Source organism: Corynebacterium glucuronolyticum DSM 44120, assembly GCF_030440595.1.
In the GTDB taxonomy this organism is placed as follows: Bacteria; Actinomycetota; Actinomycetes; order Mycobacteriales; family Mycobacteriaceae; genus Corynebacterium; species Corynebacterium glucuronolyticum.
The window spans coordinates 2,366,658-2,387,382 of record NZ_CP047452.1 but is presented as its reverse complement, the minus strand read 5'-3'; the positions used below and the strand labels follow the sequence as shown (position 1 = coordinate 2,387,382).

Annotated in this window: 20 protein-coding genes and 1 tRNA gene; 12 read left to right on the top strand and 9 right to left on the bottom strand. The window is 61.8% G+C overall.

Features of this window, described 5'->3' with window-relative positions:
• The first annotated feature begins 39 nt into the window (after positions 1-39).
• Positions 40-1,062 carry a LacI family DNA-binding transcriptional regulator gene (locus CGLUCO_RS10830; RefSeq protein WP_005393708.1) on the top strand — a complete coding sequence of 341 codons (1,023 nt, stop codon included), beginning with the start codon at positions 40-42 and terminating at the stop codon, positions 1,060-1,062.
• Here the strand turns inward: CGLUCO_RS10830 and otsB are convergent.
• The 5 genes from otsB to thrE are packed head-to-tail and all read right to left on the bottom strand — an operon-like array spanning position 1,022 to position 5,302.
• Positions 1,022-1,705, bottom strand: a complete 684-nt coding sequence (gene otsB / locus CGLUCO_RS10825; RefSeq protein WP_084036527.1) for a trehalose-phosphatase — start codon at positions 1,703-1,705, stop codon at positions 1,022-1,024. The genes CGLUCO_RS10830 and otsB overlap by 41 nt on opposite strands.
• Before the next feature lie 8 nt (positions 1,706-1,713).
• Positions 1,714-2,106, bottom strand: a complete 393-nt coding sequence (locus tag CGLUCO_RS10820) for an META domain-containing protein (protein WP_232621977.1) — start codon at positions 2,104-2,106, stop codon at positions 1,714-1,716.
• Between the two features lie 8 nt (positions 2,107-2,114).
• The gene (locus CGLUCO_RS10815) at positions 2,115-3,434 is read right to left on the bottom strand and encodes an alpha,alpha-trehalose-phosphate synthase (UDP-forming) (protein ID WP_005388761.1); all 1,320 of its coding nucleotides are present in this window, start codon (positions 3,432-3,434) and stop codon (positions 2,115-2,117) included.
• Positions 3,434-3,823 (bottom strand): hypothetical protein, encoded by a 390-nt coding sequence (locus CGLUCO_RS10810; RefSeq protein WP_005393716.1) that lies wholly within the window; start codon positions 3,821-3,823, stop codon positions 3,434-3,436. Before CGLUCO_RS10810 ends, CGLUCO_RS10815 begins: the two co-directional genes overlap by 1 nt.
• A 39-nt stretch (positions 3,824-3,862) precedes the next feature.
• Positions 3,863-5,302 (bottom strand): threonine/serine exporter ThrE, encoded by a 1,440-nt coding sequence (gene thrE / locus CGLUCO_RS10805; RefSeq protein ID WP_005388764.1) that lies wholly within the window; start codon positions 5,300-5,302, stop codon positions 3,863-3,865.
• A 71-nt stretch (positions 5,303-5,373) separates the two neighbouring features.
• Here thrE and CGLUCO_RS10800 point away from each other — a divergent pair.
• The 7 genes from CGLUCO_RS10800 (at position 5,374) to CGLUCO_RS10770 (ending at position 12,810) form a co-directional block, all read left to right on the top strand.
• Positions 5,374-5,446, top strand: a tRNA-Thr gene (locus CGLUCO_RS10800).
• Positions 5,447-5,665: 219 nt separating this feature from the next.
• Positions 5,666-6,880 (top strand): ABC transporter substrate-binding protein, encoded by a 1,215-nt coding sequence (locus CGLUCO_RS10795; RefSeq protein ID WP_084036528.1) that lies wholly within the window; start codon positions 5,666-5,668, stop codon positions 6,878-6,880.
• A 3-nt stretch (positions 6,881-6,883) separates the two neighbouring features.
• The gene (locus CGLUCO_RS10790) at positions 6,884-7,930 is read left to right on the top strand and encodes a FecCD family ABC transporter permease (RefSeq protein WP_005388767.1); all 1,047 of its coding nucleotides are present in this window, start codon (positions 6,884-6,886) and stop codon (positions 7,928-7,930) included.
• Positions 7,921-8,721 (top strand): ABC transporter ATP-binding protein, encoded by an 801-nt coding sequence (locus CGLUCO_RS10785; RefSeq protein WP_084036529.1) that lies wholly within the window; start codon positions 7,921-7,923, stop codon positions 8,719-8,721. The genes CGLUCO_RS10790 and CGLUCO_RS10785 overlap by 10 nt, the downstream gene beginning before the upstream one ends.
• Entirely contained in the window at positions 8,721-10,472 is a 1,752-nt protein-coding gene (locus CGLUCO_RS10780) for a pyruvate dehydrogenase (RefSeq protein WP_084036530.1), read from the top strand. Before CGLUCO_RS10785 ends, CGLUCO_RS10780 begins: the two co-directional genes overlap by 1 nt.
• Before the next feature lie 244 nt (positions 10,473-10,716).
• Complete coding sequence (locus CGLUCO_RS10775; RefSeq protein WP_005388772.1) at positions 10,717-11,418, top strand: response regulator transcription factor; 702 nt, start codon at positions 10,717-10,719, stop codon at positions 11,416-11,418.
• A gap of 6 nt (positions 11,419-11,424) precedes the next feature.
• Positions 11,425-12,810 (top strand): sensor histidine kinase, encoded by a 1,386-nt coding sequence (locus tag CGLUCO_RS10770; protein ID WP_084036531.1) that lies wholly within the window; start codon positions 11,425-11,427, stop codon positions 12,808-12,810.
• Here CGLUCO_RS10770 and CGLUCO_RS10765 read toward each other — a convergent pair.
• On the bottom strand, positions 12,807-13,067 hold the full coding sequence (locus tag CGLUCO_RS10765; RefSeq protein ID WP_005393731.1) for a 2Fe-2S iron-sulfur cluster-binding protein: 261 nt from the start codon (positions 13,065-13,067) through the stop codon (positions 12,807-12,809). The two genes, CGLUCO_RS10770 and CGLUCO_RS10765, sit on opposite strands and share 4 nt — an antisense overlap.
• Positions 13,049-13,447 (bottom strand): HIT family protein, encoded by a 399-nt coding sequence (locus CGLUCO_RS10760; RefSeq protein WP_005393733.1) that lies wholly within the window; start codon positions 13,445-13,447, stop codon positions 13,049-13,051. The genes CGLUCO_RS10765 and CGLUCO_RS10760 overlap by 19 nt, the downstream gene beginning before the upstream one ends.
• Positions 13,448-13,474: 27 nt before the next feature.
• Between CGLUCO_RS10760 and purD the strand changes: the two genes are divergently transcribed.
• Both purD and purB read left to right on the top strand, forming a co-directional pair.
• Complete coding sequence (gene purD, locus CGLUCO_RS10755) at positions 13,475-14,719, top strand: phosphoribosylamine--glycine ligase (protein ID WP_084036532.1); 1,245 nt, start codon at positions 13,475-13,477, stop codon at positions 14,717-14,719.
• Positions 14,719-16,146 (top strand): adenylosuccinate lyase, encoded by a 1,428-nt coding sequence (gene purB, locus CGLUCO_RS10750; protein ID WP_084036533.1) that lies wholly within the window; start codon positions 14,719-14,721, stop codon positions 16,144-16,146. The genes purD and purB overlap by 1 nt, the downstream gene beginning before the upstream one ends.
• A gap of 150 nt (positions 16,147-16,296) precedes the next feature.
• Here the strand turns inward: purB and CGLUCO_RS10745 are convergent, their stop codons facing one another.
• Positions 16,297-16,656: a hypothetical protein gene (locus CGLUCO_RS10745; protein ID WP_070741742.1), complete on the bottom strand. Its 360-nt coding sequence runs from the start codon at positions 16,654-16,656 to the stop codon at positions 16,297-16,299.
• Positions 16,653-17,480, bottom strand: a complete 828-nt coding sequence (locus tag CGLUCO_RS10740) for a hypothetical protein (protein WP_070741745.1) — start codon at positions 17,478-17,480, stop codon at positions 16,653-16,655. The genes CGLUCO_RS10745 and CGLUCO_RS10740 overlap by 4 nt, the downstream gene beginning before the upstream one ends.
• 134 nt (positions 17,481-17,614) lie before the next feature.
• On the opposite strand from CGLUCO_RS10740, the gene CGLUCO_RS10735 reads away from it, so the two are divergent.
• Positions 17,615-18,508 (top strand): phosphoribosylaminoimidazolesuccinocarboxamide synthase, encoded by an 894-nt coding sequence (locus tag CGLUCO_RS10735; protein ID WP_084036534.1) that lies wholly within the window; start codon positions 17,615-17,617, stop codon positions 18,506-18,508.
• A gap of 113 nt (positions 18,509-18,621) precedes the next feature.
• Positions 18,622-20,709, top strand: coding sequence for a S9 family peptidase (locus CGLUCO_RS10730; RefSeq protein WP_084036535.1), 2,088 nt, complete (start codon positions 18,622-18,624; stop codon positions 20,707-20,709).
• Positions 20,710-20,725 lie beyond the last annotated feature (16 nt).

Genomic DNA, 20,725 nt, shown 5'->3' with positions numbered 1-20,725 from the left:
CAACTTGGGTGAGGAGAAATCGTGCCAAAACGGGTAACCATGGCCACGGTCGCGGCCCACGTCGGCGTATCTGTTGCCACCGTATCCAACGCCTACAACAACCCCACGCAGCTCAGCCCCGCGACGAGGCGGCGTATCCTCACGGCAGCGAAAAAACTCGGCTACCGCGGCCCCAACGCCACCGCACGCAGCCTCCGCACACAAAAGACGGGCAACATCGGTGTCCTGTTTACCGACGACCTCACCTACGCCTTCGAGGACAAAGCCTCCGTCGACTTCCTCGCCGGCATGGCGGAGGCAAGCTACGGCACCAACTACGCACTCACCCTCGTGCCAGCCTTCGGCGAGACGCTGGCACCTGCAGAACTCATTGGGCGCACCGCCGTCGATGGGTTCGCCGTGTATTCGGTGGGGGAGCGCGACCCGTACCTTGCCGAGGTGCTCCGCCACCACCTACCGGTTGTAGTGTGTGACCAGCCATATTGTCCGGAAAACGTGCCGTTTGTGGGGATCGATGACCATGCCGCCATTGCGCCGGCGGCGCAGGCGCTCGTGGACGCAGGCCACACGCGTCCGGGGATCGTGTGCATCCGCTTGGATCGGGAGCGTCACGACGGTCTTGTCAGTTCCTCCCGCCTGGGAAACGCCACCCACCACGTGCAGCGCTCGCGGGTGCAGGGGGCATTAGAGGTGTTCCACGCCGCAGGTATCTACGATGTTCCGATCATCGAGCGCTACATCAACAACAAGCACACGGCGGTCAGCGCCACACGCGAGCTGCTCGAACTCTTCCCCGACCGTGACGCGATTTGTTGTACGACAGATTCGCTTGCTCTTGGGGCCTACGCGTGCACCGGTGGCAGGCTGGCCGTCACCGGTTTCGATGGGGTGGAGGAGGCGGTCAATCTGGGAATTACAACTGTTGATCAGCATAACAAGCGCAAGGGGGCGGAGGTGGGGAAGATGCTCAATGCGCTGATTGCTGGCGCGCCTGCGCGCCACGCCGTGTTGCCGACAGAGTTTATTCCTGGGCGGACCGCAGGGATTCGACGAGATCTGTGAGGTAGTGGCCCACTTCTTCTACGTCGGCGAGGCGAACGGTTGCCTTCGTCTCGCCCGCGCCGACTTTGATGCCCGTATCGCCGTCGGCCAGTACGGCGAAGCCCGTCTCATCGGTGACATCGTCGCCAAGGAAAATGACGCTTTCACCCGGCTTGCGGTTCGCGCGGATCCAGTCGCCTTTCGACGCATTGGAGACGGAGAACTCCACCACGGCCTTGCCCTCCTGCAACCTGCCGCCAAAGGGGATGCGCTTCGCCTGGGCTTCAAGCTCTGCCGCACCGGAGGTCATTGCCCGCGTGTGGAGGACGCGCCCAAAAGGCTTGACCTCCACCCAGGCACCACCGTGGAGGAGCTTATCTAGCTCCTGGTCCAGCTTTTTCAACTGTTCCTGCTGTTCAGCGCAAGGAACCGTGTCCAAGCCCAACGTCTCTGCCCCATGGGAGCCGGCCAGAATGACCGCGTCGGAAACGTCGACAAGCTGAGTGAGATGTTCCAAAGACCGCCCGGACAAAATAGCGACCCGAACCCCAGGAAGCGCGGCGAGCTCGTCGAGGGCGCGCATCGCCGTGTGGTTGATAGGAACGTTCATCGGATCCGTGCTGAACTCCGCCAGCGTTCCGTCGAAATCAGAAATAACAAACATCAGTACACTCAGTAAACCATGTGAATAGATTCGCCCGCATCGTTGCGCAACGTCAGCTCATCGCCGTCGCGATCCTCATGCAGGGTGCCGGTAAAGAAGCGGAGGAATTCATCGTGGTAGAACTCCGCCGCGCCCTCGCACGTCAACCGATCAGGGGTGCGCACGCGCACCACCGTAATCGTGTGCTCCTTCTCATCCGTACGCAACCGGCCATTGATCGGGCCACAGCCCGTATCGCCAGCAAACGAGCTTGTGCCCAGCACGAGGTACATCGGTGCCGGGGGAGTCGGGGTCGCAGCGGAATGCAGATACACCTGCGACACCTGCCACATGTGGTCACTGCGCTGCGGCGCGCACGCCGACACCGGCAGGGACAGCGCCCCGGCGAGAAAAGCAGCCACTAACCGTCTCATCGTGTTCGCCCCAATTCCTGCAAGAAATCATTCGCCCACCGGTGAACATCGAACTCAGACACGCGCGCGAACATCGCCCGCATCGCCGCCACCGGGTCGCCCTCGCGGCGCGCGGCGGAGGCCAGTGCATCGGCAATCGACTCAACATCAAACGGATTACAAATGTAGGCCTGCGTCAGCTCCTCGGCGGCACCGGCAAACTCGCTGAGGACAAGGGCACCGGAGCCGTCCGCGTGGCAGGCAACGTACTCCTTGGCCACCAGGTTCATGCCATCTTTGAACGGGGTCACGAGCATGATGTCGGCGGCGGCGTAGAGGGAGTACAGGTCGGCGGCATCGACAGTGCGGTGCACATACCGCACCACCGGGCGGAAAAGGTCTCCGTACAGGCCGTTTATCCGAGAAACGTGGCGCTCCACCGCCGCGCGCGTCTTCTCGTAGTGCTCAACGCGCTCGCGGGACGGCGTGGCAATCTGCAGCATCGTCGTTGTATGCGGGTCGAGCTCGCCACGCTCGAAGCAAGTTTCCAGCGCAAGCAGGCGCGGCAGGATCCCCTTGGTGTAATCCAACCTGTCGACGCCCAAGATAAACGTCTCCGGACTGCCCAGTTTCTCACGGATATCCCCAGCTTGCGCCACAGAAGCTATCCGTGGGGTGTCGATGGAAATCGGCAACGCCACCGTCCGCGGCGGCGTTCCGGCAAACCGCGTCGCGCATTCCGCAAAGTTCTGTGCCGACCGCGCCGTGTGAAAGCCGACGAGGTCGGCGTGCGCAAGCCCGCGGATGAGCTCCTCACGCCATGGCAGCTGGGCGAAGAGGTCAGGGGAGGGGAAAGGGATATGCAGGAAGAAGCCGACGGTGATGTCGGGGCGTAGTTCCTTCACCATTCCGGGGACGAGGTGGAGTTGGTAGTCCTGCACCCACACGGTCGCGCCGGGAGCGGCGAGGGCGACGATTTCTTGGGTAAAACGCCTGTTCACAAGTTGAAAGCGTTCCCACCACTGCGCGTTGTACACGGGCTGCACAATGAGGTCGTGGTACAGGGGCCACAGGGTGGCGTTGGAAAATCCCTCGTAGAACCCGCGGTAGTCGTCTTCGTCGAGGGCGACGGGGTGGAGGGAGATCCCGGAGTCAGTGGTGAACGGTTCGGGCGCGTCGCCGGGGGTGCCGGCCCACCCGATCCATGTGCCACTGTGCTCGGCGAGGATGGGGGTCAGTGCGGTGACGAGGCCACCGGGGCTGACACGCCAAGAATCGCCGCGTCGCTCCACGGGGAGACGATTCGCGGCGATGAGAAAGGAGGCGCTACCGGTCACTACTTCTTGGTGGTTTTCTTCGTCGTCTTTTTCGACGTTTTCTTTGTTGTCTTTTTTGTCGACTTCTTCGCGGTCTTCTTGGCGGTTTTCTTTGTCGTCTTTTTCGACGTCTTCTTGCTGGACTTCTTTGTCGACTTCTTGGTGGTTTTCTTTTTCTTCTTACCGTCCGTCGTCGGCATCTCGATGCCCTCGGACTCGGCGAACTGTGCATAGACGAAGCCGTCCGGGGTGATCCCCAGCATGGATGACAACATGACGGCATCGTGGTAGTCCTCGGAGTACGAGGCTACTACCCTGCGTGCAGCCGTAGCGGTCTCTTCCTCCAGCTGCTGCTGCGCTTCTGCTTCCGCTTCGCGATCCCGGGACGTCCTAAAAGCCACGAAAATCAAACCTCCGATAGATAACTACTTCTTCGGCGCCATTGTACGCTACCGACCACTACGTTTAAAGCTATACCGCCTGCGAATGATGTTCTGATAGGGCTTGAACGGCTTCGGGCGACGGATCCGGCGTGCCATCCACTCGCCGAGCACAATGCCGGCAGCCAGAGCGATCGCCGTAGCCAAGGCGATGGCCATGGAGGAAATGCCGACGAGGAGCTGCTCGTGGATGATTGCGTAAATGGAGCGGTAAATGCGCAGGCCGGGCAGCAGGGGAGTGACACCGGCGATGGCGATGATCAGCGGGGGGATCAAAAACCTGCGGGCAAGGAGGCCACCGATGAGACCGATGAGCGTCGCAGCGAGCCCAGCCCCGAAGATGCCACCGAGACCCATGGGGAGGAAGAGGAGATAGTAGGCGGCGGAACCAATCATCGTCGTTAAGCCGGAGACCCACACGGAGGTCCATTCCGAGTAGCACGCCAGCGAGTACCCGGCGGCGGCGATGCCGCCGAGGACGATCTTCACCGGCACGTGCTGGAAGTCCGGGGCTGTTTGCGTCTCAATCGCCGGGAGCATGATGCCGAGGGCGAGGGATAACTGCACGCCGAGGGAAACCCCGGCGATGATCGCACCCGTGTTGAGCATCGCCTCAAAGAATCGCGCCGAGGCGGTGACCGGCGCACCCATGATGGCATCCTCCAGCGATTGCACGAGGGTCAGTCCTGCCACCAAGACGACGATGCCGGAGGCAATAATGAGCGACGGGTTGATGGACGAACCGGATTCGCTGGCGAGCCAAAACGCACCGGCTGCGGGGATGACGGAGATGAAGCCGCCGGCCATGAGCGAGAAAAAATCGCCCAGCCCCACCTTTCCGATGAGCTTGTACACAGCCATGATCACCATGGCTGTGATGAAGGCGACGATTCCCACCACCGGCGTGCCACCGAGCACCATGGCGAAGCCACCAGCCAGGGCACCCCAGCCGATAAGCTCAAGCCCGACACCGTACGGGGACTTGGAGTTCCACAGGTCCGTCAGCTGCATATCGGCGGTAGTCGGATTGGTGGCACCGGCGCGGATTGAGCGAATGAGGCGGTCCAACTTCGCCAGCTTGGAAAAGTCCATCGCGCCACGGCGGACGACGCGCAGCACGGTGACGGGCGTGGTATCGCCGTCCTCGTTGCCGATGTGTGTGGACAGCTGGATGGTGTTAAGGGTGACATCGATGTGCACGTCATACAGGCCGTAGGCGTTGATGACGCTGCGCATCTGTGCCTGCACATCCCTGTTGGCCGTTCCTGCGGAGATGAGGATTTCGCCGACGCGGGCACCGATGAGGAGCACGCCGGCCACCTGGTGCTCGTTGGTTAGCTCAACGGGTTGCAGCGGGGACGGTGGTGGCGCTGCCTTGGCCGCATCGATCGTCGCGATGCGGGCGTTGGTATTTGCCCGTAAACGGAGGGTACGCAGGATATTTCCCATGGGTTCAGCCTGTCACACGCGGGTCGACTTCTTTAAAAGTAGTCACAACTGGTACGATACAACCTCAGCCCGCTGGAGTGGCGCAATCGGTAGCGCAACGGTCTTGTAAACCGTAGGTTGCGAGTTCAAGTCTCGTCTCCAGCTCTCTCACCCCCGCCTCGTGCGGGGGTTTTTGCTTGTCGACGCTTTCTCGTACTGTGGTCTGCGACACTTCCGGTCGCCACCATGTAATCCATCATGTGCCACGTGCATAGCCTGCGCAAACGTCTGCCCTTCCACGCCTTTCCCATTTTTATGTTGGTTAGGCTAACCTAAGGCGCTATGCTCAAGGCGTAACGATTAGGTATCACCAAGGAGACACGCATGTCCTTTTCCCGCTCCCGACGCCGCTTCGCCGGCCTCGTCGCCGTCGCAGCGCTAGCCGTCAGCGGTTTGACCGCCTGCGGCACTGAAACTGCCGAGACCACCTCCGAGCAGTCCACCTCCACCACCCAGGCCGCAGCCCTCACCTTCACCGACATCACCGGCCGAAATATTTCCCTTCCCGCAGCTCCCGAGCGCATTCTGCTCGGTGAGGGGAGGAGCGTCTTCGCCACCGGCATCCTCGACAAGTCCAACCCCCTGGACAAGGTCGTCGGCATCGGCACGGATCTGAAGGACAACGTCCCGGACTACATGGCCCAGCTGGAGCAGACGAACCCCGAGGTGAAGGATCTGCCGGAGGTCGGCGGTTTCATGAAGGGCGATGTGACGGTGGAAAACCTGCTGTCTCTGAAGCCGGATATCATCCTGCTGTCGCTTGACGAATACCAGGCCAGCGAGAAGACCGGCCTCATCGAGTCGATGGACAAGGCGGGGCTGACCTACGCGGTGACGGATTTCCGCGCCAAACCCCTGGAGAACACGACGCGCTCGATGGAGATCTTCGGCACGGTCTTTGGCAAGGAGAAGGAAGCGGCCGCGTTCAATAAGGATTGGCAGGAGACGGTGGACCTGGTGAAGGGCCGCTCCGCCAAGTTGAAAGACGAGGACAAGCCGACGGCGTTCGTGTGGCGTGCGGCGGGGCTGTCCGATTGCTGCCAGACCTGGAACGATTCCAACATTTCTCAGCTGGTTAACGTCGCCGGCGGTAAGAACATTGGCGATGCCGTCATCGAGGGTGAATCCGGTGCCATGACCCCGGAGAAGGTCATCAGCGATAACCCGGATGAGATTTTCGCCACCGGTGGCGAGTGGTCGGCAAAGCGTAATAAGGAAGGAAACCCGGTGGGCTACGCGGCCCTCGGCTACCGCATTTCTGATGAAGATGCCCAGGTCAGCGTGAATAACCTTCCCAAGGGGCAGAAGGGCTTCGATACGTTGTCCGCAGTGAAGGACGGCCAGCTGCACGGTCTGTGGCACCAGTTCTACAACTCCCCATTCAACTACCTCGCGCTCCTGCAAATCGCCGCGTGGCTGCACCCGGAGGACTACTCGGATATTGATGTCCCGGCGGAGTGGATGAAGGCACAGGAAAAGTACTCGCCGGTCTCCGGCGAGGGCGTGTTCTTCTCTACGTCGACTCCGGCAGGCGAGTAGGGCGTGAACGAGGTCGATCTTGTCCACGAACACCGGCGCCTGACAGCGCGCCGGGTGGCGATCGTCGTGGGGCTGTGCGTTGTCGCGGCCGCCGCGTTCGTCATGAGCAACATGGTGGGTGCGATTTCTCTGACCCCCTCGCAGGTCATCGGCGGAATCATGGTGCCCTCCTCCCTCGATGAGCAAACGCATACGGTTCTGTGGGACCTCCGCTTGCCGATGGCCGTCATGGCGCTCCTCATCGGTGTGTCCCTGTCGCTCGCCGGCGCGGAGATGCAGACCATCCTGGGTAACCCCCTCGCCGAGCCGTTCACCCTGGGGATCTCCGCTGGCGCTGCCTTCGGCGGCGCGACGGCGATCGTCCTCGGCTGGCAGGTGGTCACCAATCCTCAGCTAAACCTCGCGGTCATCGCCTGGATCTCCTCCGTGGGGGCGACAGCGGTCATCGTCATCGCCGCCATCCTCCGCGGCGCCCGCGCTGAGACGATGGTGCTGCTCGGCATCGGCCTGGTGTTCTTCTTCCAGGCATTGCTGGCGCTCATCCAGTATCGGGCGAGTGCGGAGGCACTGTCGCAGATTGTGTTCTGGTCGCTGGGGTCGATGACGCGTGCGACGTGGGTGGCCAATGCTTTGTTGGCCGTAGTGCTTGTCGTGGTGTGTCCGCTGCTCGCGTCGCAGTCGTGGAAGTTGACGGCGCTGCGCTTGGGGGATGCGCGGGCGCAGTCGATGGGCGTAAATACTTCGAGGTTGCGGATTGTCGTGTTGGTGTTGTCGTCGCTGTTGGCGTCGACGACGGTGGCGTTTGCCGGCATCATCGGCTTTGTGGGGCTTGTTGGTCCGCACATTGCCCGCATGTTGGTGGGGGAGGACCAGCGCTATTTCATCCCCGCGTCGATGGCGTCGGGGGCGGCACTGATGTGCTGTGCGCACGCGGTGAGTCTCATGGCGAAGCCGGGGTTGGCGATTCCGATCGGCATTGTGACCTCGCTTCTGGGTGTCCCGTTCTTCCTGGGGATTGTGCTGACGAGGAGGCGCGCGCTGTGGAGTTAGCGATTCGCGATCTGGTTGCGGGTTACGGTCGCCACCGGGTGCTGGACGGCGTGACGGTTGCGCCACTTACCGGCGGCCGGGTGGTCGGTGTCCTCGGCCCGAATGGGTCGGGCAAATCGACGTTCATGCAGACGGTCGCTGGCCTGCATCCGGTTCGTTCGGGTGAGGTTTCTTTGCTTGTCGACGCCCAGGTGGTTCCTCCCCGCGCTCGCCGCAAGGCGATCGGGTACGTGCCCCAGGGCCTTCCCGAGTCCGCAGCCTTGCGGGCCTTTGAAGCGGTGCTGATTACTAGCCGTCGAGAAGCGGTAGCCAACCCCGTCGAGCACACAGCGGAGGTCATGCACCGACTGGGGATGGATGCCTACGCCCACCGCTACCTGTCAGAACTGTCCGGTGGCCAGCGACAACTCGTCGCTTTGGCACAGATGATGGTGGGGACACCGGCGCTCATGCTTCTCGACGAGCCGACCTCCGCCCTCGACCTCCACCACCAGCTTTTCGTGCTGGACACGGTGCGGAAGAAGGCGCACGAGGACAACAGCCTTGCCCTTGTCGCCATTCACGACATCAACCTTGCTTGCCGCATGTGCGACGAACTCATCGTTTTGCACTGCGGCGAGATCCTCGCGCAGGGTGTTCCCAACGAGGTCATCACCCCTGAACTCATCGAGCGGGTGTACGCCGTGAAGGCGGATATTCTGCAGCACTGTGGGGTACCGATCATTGCCGCGCATGCGGTGACGAAAACGCCTACCATGGGAGAAAACGATAGAAAGGGGATACGTCACTAATGGCGGATACACTCGCAGACATAATTATCAAGAAACTAGAGGAAACCGGGGTCACCCGTATTTTCGGCCTCGTGGGGGACTCGCTGAACCCCATCGTTGATGCCGTGCGTCGCAGTAAGCAGATTGAGTGGATCCACGTGCGCAACGAGGAGGCCGCAGCCTTCGCCGCCGGGTCCTACTCGCTAGCTACCGGCGAGCTTGGCGTATGCGCTGCCTCCTGCGGCCCCGGCAACACCCACCTCATCCAGGGTTTGTACGATTCGCACCGCAACGGTGCCAAGGTTCTCGCCCTGGCATCCCACATCCCCTCCCGTCAGATCGGGTCGCATTACTTCCAGGAGACGCACCCCGAGCAGATCTTCGCGGAGTGCTCCGGCTACTGCGAGATGGCGAACTCCGCCGAGCAGGGCGCCGTCATCCTGCACCACGCGCTGCAGTCCACCCTCGGTGGCCATGGCGTGTCCGTCCTCGTGGTCCCCGGTGATGTGACGATGGAGAAGACGTCCTACGACGGCATCATCGCCTCCGAGATCGCGACAAGCGCGCCGACGGTTGTGCCCCCGGCAGACCAGGTCAAGGACCTGGCGGATGCTATTAACAAGGCCGATACCATCGCCCTGTTCTGCGGTCGCGGCGTGATGAACGCCCGCGATGAGGTGCTTGAGCTGGCAGGCAAGGTGAAGTCCCCGGTGGGACATGCCCTCGGCGGTAAGATGTTTATCCAGCACGACAACCCTTACGACGTGGGCATGAGTGGTCTGTTGGGGTACGGCTCCTGCCACGAGGCCTGCACCACTGCGGACCTCCTCATCATGCTGGGCACCGACTTTCCCTACAGCGACTTCCTCCCAGATAAGAACGTCGCCCAGGTGGACATCAACGCGGCTGCCATCGGCCGTCGCACCCGCGTCACGCACCCGGTTGTTGGCGATGTGGGAGCAACAATCCGCGCCGTTCTGCCCCTCATTGAGGAGAAGACAAACCGCAACTTCCTGGACAAGATGCTGAAGAAGCACGCCCAGCTGCTGGAGAAGATCGTCGAGGCCTACACCGACGGTGTGGAGGAGCACACGCCGATCCACCCCGAGTACGCCGCCGACATCCTCGATGACCTCGCCGCCGACGATGCCATTTTCACCGTCGACACGGGCATGAACAATGTGTGGGCCGCCCGCTACGTCACCAACCAGTCGGGCAAGCGCAGCCTCCTCGGCTCGTTCCGCCATGGAACGATGGCCAACGCGCTGCCGCACGCTATCGGTGCCGCTTACTCCGGCCGCCAGACCATCGCCATCTGTGGCGACGGCGGTCTTGGGATGCTGCTGGGTGAGCTCCTTACGGTGAAGCTCCACAACATCCCCGTGAAGATCGTTGTGTTTAACAACTCCTCGCTGGGCATGGTGAAGCTGGAGATGCTCGTTGCTGGCCTGCAGGAGTTCCAGACCGACCACAACAAGGTGGACTTTGCTGCCATCGGTAACGCCATGGGAATTCCCTCCGTGCGCATCACGGATCCCAGGTGCGTACGCGACAAGCTCGCACATGCCCTGTCTGCTCCTGGCCCGCAGCTTGTTGATATCGTCACCGATCCCAATGCCCTGTCCATCCCGCCGGACATCACGATGAGCATGCTCTACGGCTTCGGTCGCGCGGCTGCTGCCACGGTTCTCGACGGTGGCGTGGGCAAAATGTTGGACATCGCAAAGTCCAACCTCCGTAACATCCCCGCCTCCCTCACGGAGCTCACCTAGGTCCACCTAGGCTTACTGCAAACGGCCAGCGCCCCATGGTGCCGGCCGTTTTTGCTTGTCGACGCTCGATCCCTCCCTCCCCGCATATCTCACCGCAGGCTCGTCCTAACTCCTTCCAGTTCCAGGAAAGCCTGCCAGTTTTTTACGCTGATTGCCAGGTCACGGGCGAATTCCTCTCCGTGGGGGAGGAAATACCCATTACCCTTTAAGGCGGGTAAAAGAAAATAATGGAACAATAGTATTCATGACTGATGCACAAACGAAAGTTCTAGTTGTTGACGACGAGCCGAACATTGTCGAGCTACTGCAGGTTTCTTTGCGCTTCCAAGGATTCGACGTCGTGACTGCTAGCGGCGGTGAGGAGGCACTGAAGGTCGCGGAGGAATCCCGTCCGGATGCGTTCATCCTCGATGTCATGATGCCCGGGATGGACGGCTTCGAGCTGCTTACAAAGCTGCGGGAGACCGGCCACGATGGCCCGGTGCTCTTCCTTACGGCGAAAGACGCGGTGGAGGATAAGATCCACGGCCTGACCATCGGTGCCGATGATTACGTGGTGAAGCCCTTCTCCCTAGAAGAGGTGATTACGCGGCTGCGCGTGATTCTGCGTCGTGGGAAGGCGGAGGAAACCGAAGAAGCCAGTGGTGTTCTGACGTACGCGGATCTGACCCTGAACGACGAGACGCATGAGGTGACGAAGGCGGGGACAATCGTCGACCTGTCTCCCACGGAGTTCAACCTGTTGCGGTACCTCATGCTGAATGCGGAGGTTGTCGTGTCCAAGGCGAAGATTTTGGATAACGTGTGGCACTACGATTTCGGTGGCGACGGCAACGTGGTGGAAAGTTACATCTCCTACCTGCGTCGCAAGATTGATACACAGGAGCCGCAGCTCATTCAGACAGTGCGTGGCGTGGGTTACGTTCTGCGTCAGCCGCGCAAGTAACGCTCGATGCGCGTTCCAAGAACAAAGGATCCCACATCGCGCATTTCCCTCAATGCGTCGTTGGTGATCCTCGTGCTGGCATTGGCCATCGTTGCGATTGGTGGGACAGGAATCGTGGTCACCGCAATCATGCGGGACTTCACCTATTCTCGCGTGGATGAGCGCCTCATCGGTGCCGTCAACGGCTGGGCGTGGGATGTGTATCCGGCGGAGGAGCCGCTTGCACACACCCGCCCGCCGTCCAACTTTTACGTGCAGCGGCAGATGCCGAACGGGGATCTCGTTGTCATGAATGATCGCGACTCCGCCCCGGATTTGTCCACGATCGTCACCAATGGGCAGCCGTACACGGTGGTTCCGGCAGCAGGTTCTAATTCGTCCGCGTATTGGCGGGTGCTTGCCGTGCGCACCGGCGGGACGACGACGGTTGTCGCCCAGTCGCTGGAAGAAGAGCAATCGACGGTGAAAAACCTCATCAAGACTCAGGCGAGCATCGGCCTGAGTTCTCTGCTCCTCGTGGCGCTCATTGCGATCCTTGTCATCTACCGGGCATTGCGCCCATTGCGGACCGTGGAGTCGGTGGCGCAGGCGATCACCGACGGGGACATGAACCGCCGTGTCCCCGCCTGGCCACAAACCACAGAGGTGGGCAAACTGGCGTGCGCGATCAACACCATGCTCGAGCAGCTGCAGGACTCACTGCAGAAGTCGCACCGTCAGGAAAAGGAGATGCGGCAGTTCGTCGGCGACGCCTCGCACGAGCTACGCACGCCGCTGACCAGTGTGAAAGGCTTCGCTGAGCTGTATAAGACCGGCGCTACAGACGATGCCGATTGGGTTTTGTCGAAGATCCAAGAGGAGGCTGGTCGCATGACGACGCTCGTGGAGGACCTGCTGGCCCTCACCCGGGCGGAAGGCAACCCGCTGGAGAAGCAGAAGGTTGACCTCATGGAGGTGATCGAGTCGCTCGGCACGTCGCTGCGAGTGGCATACCCGGACCGTGAGATCACCGTCGGGGAATCTGAGCCCCTGTACGTGCTGGCCGACGAGGAGAAAATCCGTCGCGTATTCACCAACCTCATGGTCAACGGCCTCGTTCACGGCGGGAAGGACGTTTCCGTCCTGCCCACGGCAGATGACACGGATGTCATCATCGATGTGCGCGACAACGGCCAGGGGATGGCCCCGGAGGATCTGGAGCACATCTTTGATCGCTTCTACCGCACCGACGAGTCCCGCTCCCGCCAGTCGGGCGGCTCGGGGCTGGGGCTGTCCATCGCCAAGTCGCTCGTCGAGGCCCACGGAGGCTCCCTCTCGGTCACCTCAACAAAGGGCGTGGGCTCGACGTTTACGGTTCGGCTCCCCCGGCTTATCGACGAAGAGTCCGCCTAAAAGACGCTCTCCACCTCGAACGGCCCCTCATCATCGCGCAGCGTCTGGCACGCCAGCGTGACGCCCTCCCCGGGCTCGTAATCGTGGGGCCGCATGTGCGAGGCCCCACCCTCGATGTACACCTGGCACGATCCGCACTCGCCCTGGCGGCAGGAGTAGTTGGCGGGAATTCCCGCCGCCTCCATCGCCTCCAGGAGCACCGTGTCGGCGGGCCAGGCAAACTCATATTCCGTATCGTTTACAAACGCTTTATGCACTCGGCGAGCCTTTCCGCAATCTCGTCCTGCTCCTGGTCGCTGACATCCACCTTGTGACCCAGGTTGTAGGCCTCCATGTCGTTGGCGGGGAACACGTGGATGTGCGTGTGCGGCACGTCAAAGCCGGCAATGATGAAGCTGGCCCGCTCGGAGCCGAACACCTCGATGACCGCTTTGCCCACCTTCTGGGCCACCTCCGTCAGGTGCTGCCACGTGGCCGGGTCGAGATCCGTCCAGCGGTTCACCTCTTCGACGGGAACCACCAGCGTGTGCCCCTTTTGCTGCGGCGCCACGTCCAAAAACGCGACGACGGTATCGTCCCTGTACACAAAACGACCGGGAATCTCACCGGCGATAATCTTCGAGAAAATGCTGCTCATGGTTTAAATCCTAGTACGCTTAGGCGCATGCGTATTTTGGTAATCGGATCGGGCGCCCGCGAACACGCCCTTGTCAACGCCCTGGCCCACGGCAACGGGGCCGGAAACGATGTCCACGCTGCCCCCGGCAACCCCGGCATGACGGCGGCCACGTGCCACCCGGACATCCACACCACCGAGCAGATTGTGGGTCTGTGCAGGGATCTTTCCGTAGATTTGGTCGTCGTCGGCCCTGAGGCTCCGCTCGTTGAGGGGCTTGCCGACATCCTCCGCGCCGAGGGCATCGACGTGTTCGGCCCCTCCAAATCCGCCGCCCGCATCGAGGGCTCCAAGGCCTTTGCCAAGGATGTCATGGCCAAGGCCGGGGTGGCGACTGCCCGCGCCGAGCAGATTACCGAGGAACGCGATGTGGATGAGGTGCTCAGCCACTTCGAGGCGCCCTATGTAGTCAAAGATGACGGGCTTGCCGCCGGCAAGGGCGTCGTCGTCACCGAAGACCTGCAGGCCGCGAAAGCCCACGCCCACGAGGTGCTCGCAGCCGGCAACCCGGTGCTTGTGGAGAGCTTCCTCGACGGCCCCGAAATTTCGCTGTTCTGCCTTGTCGACGGCGAAACCGTTGTCCCCCTACTGCCCGCCCAGGATCACAAGCGCGTGGGGGACAACGACGAAGGCCCCAACACGGGCGGGATGGGTGCCTACGCGCCGCTGCCGTGGGTGAGTCAGGACAACGTTGACCGTATCGTCAACGACGTTGTCCGCCCCGTCGCCAAGCAAATGGTGGCGCAGGGCGACCCCTACAGTGGCCTCCTGTACGCGGGCCTGGCCTGGGGCAAGAAGGGCCCCGCAGTGGTCGAATTCAACTGCCGCTTCGGCGACCCAGAAACCCAGTCCGTGCTTGCCCTGTTCGGTTCGGATCTGAGCGAATACCTCCTGGCCACCGCACAAAACAGGTTGAGCGGGATGGGTCCGATTACCTGGAAGCCGGGCTACGCCGTCACCGTCGTGCTCGCCGCCGAGGGGTACCCCGAACACCCCATCAAGGGCGACCCGATCACCGGCGCCGAGGGGACTCTGCACGCCGGGACCGCCGTCGTAGACGGCCAGCTTGTATCCAACGGTGGCCGCGTGCTCTCCGTCGTCGGGCTGGGGGAGACTCTGGAGGAGGCCCGGGCCACCGCGTACGAGCAGATTTCCCGCATTGAGCTGCGCGGAAGCCACTATCGCACGGACATCGGCCGGAAGGCCGCCGAAGGGAAGCTGAGCGTGCAATAATGAGCGCTGTGAGTATCCCAAATGTGTTAGCCAGCCGGTACGCCTCCCAGAAGATGAAGGACCTGTGGAGTGCGGAAGCCAAGATCAAGATGGAGCGTCAGCTCTGGATTGCCGTCATGAAGGCCCAGAAGGACCTCGGCGTGGACATCCCCGAGGAAGCCATCGCCGCCTACGAGGCCCACGTGGACGAGGTGGATCTGGACTCCATCGCCGAGCGCGAAAAGGTCACCCGCCACGACGTGAAGGCCCGCATTGAGGAGTTCAATGCGCTCGCCGGCTACGAGCACATTCACAAGGGCATGACGTCTCGTGACCTCACCGAAAACGTCGAGCAGGTGCAGATGCACCAGTCTATGACGCTCATCCGGGACAAGGCCATCACCGTCCTTGCCCGCCTGGCCGAGAAGGCCACCGAGTACCAGGGGCTCGTCATGGCTGGTCGCTCCCACAACGTTGCCGCACAGGCCACCACCCTGGGCAAGCGCTTCGCATCGGCCGCCGATGAGATGCTCGTGGCCGTCGAAAAGCTCAACAACCTCCTCGAGCGCTACCCCCTGCGCGGAATCAAGGGCCCCATGGGCACCTCCCAGGACATGCTCGACCTCATGGGCGGCGACGAGGCAAAGCTCGCCGAACTCGAATCCCGCATCGCCACCCACCTCGGCATCTCCCGCGTCCTCGACTCCGTCGGCCAGGTCTACCCCCGCTCCCTCGACCTCGATGTCGTCTCCACCCTCGTGCAGCTCGGCGCAGGCCCCTCCAGCTTCGCTCACACCATCCGGCTCATGGCCGGCAACGAAACCGTCACCGAGGGCTTCAAGAAGGGCCAGGTCGGCTCCTCCGCCATGCCCCACAAGATGAACGCCCGCTCCTGCGAGCGCGTCTGCGGCTTCCAGGTCATCCTCCGCGGCTACAACACCATGGTCGCCGACCTTGCCGGCCAACAGTGGAACGAGGGCGACGTGTTCTGCTCCGTCGTCCGCCGCGTCGCGCTGCCGGATGCCTTCTTCGCCATCGACGGCCAGTTCGAGACCCTCCTCACCGTCCTCAAGGAATTCGGTGCCTTCCCCGCGATGATCAACCGCGAACTCGAACGCTACCTCCCCTTCCTCGCCACCACGAGGATCCTCATGGCCGCCGTCCGCGCCGGTGTCGGCCGCGAAACCGCCCACGAGGTAATCAAGGAAAACGCCGTCGCCGTCGCCCTCAACATGCGCGAAAACGGCGGCGAGCAAGACCTCATCCAGAGGCTTGCCGACGATCCCCGCCTCCCCCTCGACCGCGCCGCCCTCGACACCGCGCTTGCCGATAAGCACGCCTTCATCGGCGCCGCCGGCTCCCAGATCGCCAGCGTTGTCGACCAGGTCAACGCCCTTGTCCAGGCACACCCGGAGGCTGCCTCCTACACCCCGGGTGACATCCTCTAACACCCACAAGAAACAGGCCGCGACCAGCACAGGTCGCGGCCTTTTCGGCACCCATAGGTCGCAGGCAAAAAAGAACCCCTGACCAAAACACGCCAAAATAAAAGTAGTGACGCAGGTCAAGGGGTAGAACCGTTACACAGCCCCTAGCGGCTACGCGCCTGCGGGAGCCTTCTCCTCGTCCGCAAACTTCCCCAAAGCCAAGGCAAACTGCGTGACGAGGCCCATGATAAACGTCACCAACTTTGCGGTCTCCGTCGGCGTCGCGGTGGAAAACTGTAGACCAATAAGCCGCAGCAGATCCCCCACAGACCCATTCGCTGTGGATGACCCCTCCGGGGCTCGCTGCGGGTAGACCTGGGCCGGCCCCGTGAAATCGTCATCTGCGGTCGCCCCTTCAAGAGGGGAACCCTCACCCACGGTGACGAGGACATCCGTCGTGGCTGCTGATGCCGGTGCGGTGATTGCAGATGCAGCAACAACACCACACACCGCTAATGCTGACAGTCTCATGGAAGGATCCTCCTCACATCGAAGTGTTTTGCAATAGTGTACAGCCAGCCGATGAGCCCCGTGAGACTAAGCGCCCCAACAACAATCCCAAAAATCTCGACAGGCCGAAACTCCGCACCGGCAGGCTCCCTCACAAAAGACCCCGCACTCGTCCCATTTCTCGCGTCAATGCCCTGCTCACACGCCAAAAGCGCTTCGTGGTAGGAGGGGGCATCAAACCTCACTCTCGCCGCTTCCTCCCGCACTCGCTTGTCGACGCGCCTCGCTTCCTCCTGCAACGGTTCCGACGCGTCTGACGGCACGAGGAGAGAATCCTGGGAAAGCGCCGCTTCCAGCTCGGCGGCGAGCTCATCCGCCGATGTCCGTGCGGCCGCCTCCCGGGTGTAGGTGGCGCCAACGGCGGTATCCTCCACCACACCGAGAGGAATGTCTGTACTAGCTGCGGGGATACTCGAGAAAAGGAAGTCCAGTTCGGAGGCTTTGAAGCCGTCGGCGGTGAGGATGCGGGCCATGGTCGCTACGTCGTGGTCGAGGATTTTATCGGCTGCTTCTGATTGGCCGAACTTGTTGGCGTAGGCGATCCGGTGGTCGAGGGCGGTGATGTCCTCGGCGTGGTCGTGGTAGCGGTGGAGGAGGTTGGTGCGTAGCTCGGTGCGGGCCCGCTGTAGTTCGGTAAAGAACTCTTTGCCCGTGGGGGGTTCTGGGGTGATGGTGCACATCCAGGCTTGGGGTTGTCCGGCGAGTGGTTCGTTCGTGTCGGGGGTGAAGGTGACGGTGTAGTTGATGGGGAGCGTGGCCGCTAGCGTGAGGGCGATGAGCTTCATGTCTTTTACGCTACCGCGCGGGCCTGGGTGGGGTAGACCGTTAGTCGCACGGGGTGGTGTGGGGCGTGCGGTATCACTCATGGGGCGGGTGGCTACGTGGCGAATTGGTTTTGATGGGTCTAGAGTAATAGGTCATGCGACCAGAACTATCCGCATATGAGCATTTTTCTGCAGGTAAGGTGCGTGAAATCTACGAGGTAGATGACGAGACTCTCCTGCTTGTTACGAGTGACCGCATCTCGGCATACGACTACATCCTTGATTCGGAGATTCCCGATAAGGGTCGCGTGCTCACTGCGATGAGCAACTACTTTTTTGAGCACCTCGATTTTCCCAATCATCTGGCGGGCCCGATCGATGACGAGCGGATCCCCGAGGAGGTCCTCGGCCGCGCGATGGTGTGCCACAAGCTGAAAATGTTGCCGTTCGAGTGCGTCGCCCGTGGTTACCTCACGGGCTCGGCACTGGTTGAGTATCAGGAAAAGGGTTCGGTTTGTGGGATTGAGCTTCCCGACGGCTTGAAGGAGGCGTCGCGTCTCCCGGAGCCCATCTTCACCCCGGCCACGAAGGCCGACTACGGTGAGCACGACGAGAACGTCAGCTTCGAGGCGGTCGTCGAAAAGCTCGGTGAGAAGCTTGCCACCCAGCTCCGCGACGCTACCCTCGACCTCTACACCCAGGGTGCCGAGATTGCCATCGCCAAGGGTGTCATCGTCGCCGACACGAAGTTCGAGTTCGGCCTCGACGAGAACGGCACCCTCACGCTTGCCGACGAGGTCCTCACCCCCGATTCCTCCCGCTACTGGGACGCCGACACCTACGTCGAGGGCAAGGTTCAGCCCAGCTTTGACAAGCAGTACCTCCGCAACTGGCTCACCGGCCCCGACTCCGGCTGGGACCGCGCCTCCGGCGACAACCCGCCGAGCCTCCCCGGCTCCGTTGTCGAGGCGACCCGCGAGCGCTACATCGAAGCCTACGAGCGCATCACCGGCACCAAGTTCAAAGACTGGATCGGCCACTGCGCCTAAAAACCGCACCTCACACCCCCTGGAAACGGATTTACCGCCTGACCAGGGGGTTTTTCTAAATTTTGGAAAACCCCTGTTCAGGCACTCTTTCCTCCCGTGTAGAGTAAGGGGTCATGACAAAGCCATCCGCACCACGTGCCCCCAAAATTCCCACTATCCGCTCCTTCCACGGCCGCGAGTTTGTCGACGACTACGAGTGGATGCGGGACAAGGACAAGGCGCTGGAGTTCTTAAACGCCTCCAACACCCACGCAGAGGAATCGATGGCCCACCTGGGCACCCTTTCCCAGAATCTTTACGACGAGGTGTTGAGCCGCATCCACGAGACGGATATGTCGCTGCCGAGCAGGGGGCGGGGATACTGGTACTTCTTCCGCATCGAAAAGGGGGAGAACTACGGCAGAATCTGCAGGGTTCCCGCAGGCGAGGGCTGGATTCCTCCGCAGGTGCAGCGTGATTCCGCGCTTCCGGGAGAACAGGTTATCTTCGATTTGGAGAAGGAATCCGAAGGTCAGGAGTTCTTTTCTCTCGGTGCGGCGGCGGTGACCGATTCAGGCCGCTACCTCGCCTACTCCCTCGACGTGGAGGGCAACGAGCGTTACACGTTGCGCATCCGCGATTTGTCCACGGGTGAGGACCTCGACGATGTGTTGGAAAACATCTCTTCTGGGTGTACCTGGGTGGGGGAGGAGTACATCTTCTACGAGACGGTGGATGATGCGTGGCGGCCGGATTCCGTGTGGCGCCACCGGGTGGGGACCCCGCGCAGTGAGGATGTGCGTGTGTTCCATGAGCCGGATGAGAGGTTCTGGGTCGGCGTCGGCTTGAGTGTGTCGGATAAGTATCTGCTCATCGGGTGCTCGTCGAAGGTGACGAGTGAGTATTACTACTTGCCTGCCGACGATCCGGAGGGCGAGTTTCGTCTCATCCGGGAGCGGGAGGAGGGCGTTGATTACGACCTGACGCATGCCGTTGTCGGTGGGGAGGACATGTGGATCGTGACCCACAACAAGCTGAGCCCGAACTACTCGTGTGGCCTGTCGCCCGTCGGCAAGCCCCTTGATCTGGGGGAGGAGTTGATGGCCCACTCGGACGAGGCGCGGATTACGGGGGCTGCGGCCTACCGTGACTTTTTGCTTCTCGGCCGGATGGAAAATGGGTTGGCGAAGAGCTACGTCAAGCGCGGCGAGGGGGACTGGGAGCTTCTCCATATCGGTGATGAGGAGTTGTCCTCCACGTCGATTTCCGGTGGCAGTCTGTGGGAGGCACCGGTGTTCCGTGCCTACTACACCACGTACACAAACACGCCGGCGATCTACGCCGTCGACGTGAAAACTGACGAGAAGACCCTGCTCAAGCAGGAAAAGGTGCGTGGAGGGTACGACCCCAGCCAGTATGAATCGCGTCGCCTGTGGGTGCCCACCCCGGATGGCAAAAAGATTCCCGTGTCCATTGTGCAGCGCCGCGATCTCGACCCCGATGTTCCGCACCCGACCCATATGACGGGCTACGGCGCGTACGAGGTGAGTTCCGGCCCGGCGTTCAGTTCTGCGCGAGTGTCCCTGCTAGACCGGGGAATCCGCTTCGTGGAGGTGCATGTTCGCGGCGGCGGCGAGATGGGCCGCCTCTGGTACGACAACGGCAAGGGCCTGAACAAGAAGCACACGTTTGAGGATTTCATCACGGTGGCGGATTACCTGATTGACCATGGCTACACCACCCCCGCGATGTTGGGTGCTTCGGGGGGCAGTGCCGGCGGTCTCCTCATGGGCGCTGTGGCGAACATGGGTGGGGATCGGTTTAAGGCGATTCGTGCGGATGTGCCGTTTGTGGATCCGTTGACGTCGATGTTGAAGCCGGAGTTGCCGCTGACGGTGACGGAGTGGGATGAGTGGGGCGACCCCTACCACGAGGCAGATGTGTACGACTACATGGCAAGTTACGCCCCGTATGAGAATGTTGAGGCGAAGCCGTACCCGAATATTTTGGCGACGACGTCCTTGAATGACACGCGTGTGTTGTATGTGGAGCCGGCGAAGTGGATTGCGAAGTTGCGGGAGGTGGCTACGGCGGGTGAGTTCCTGTTGCGCACGGAGATGGTCGCAGGTCACGGTGGGGTGTCGGGCCGCTACGACGCTATTCGACGCTCCCGTGAGGACGCCGCCTGGCTTGTCAATCAGATCACGGGCCTCACAAAATAACGTGCGCGCTAGCGCA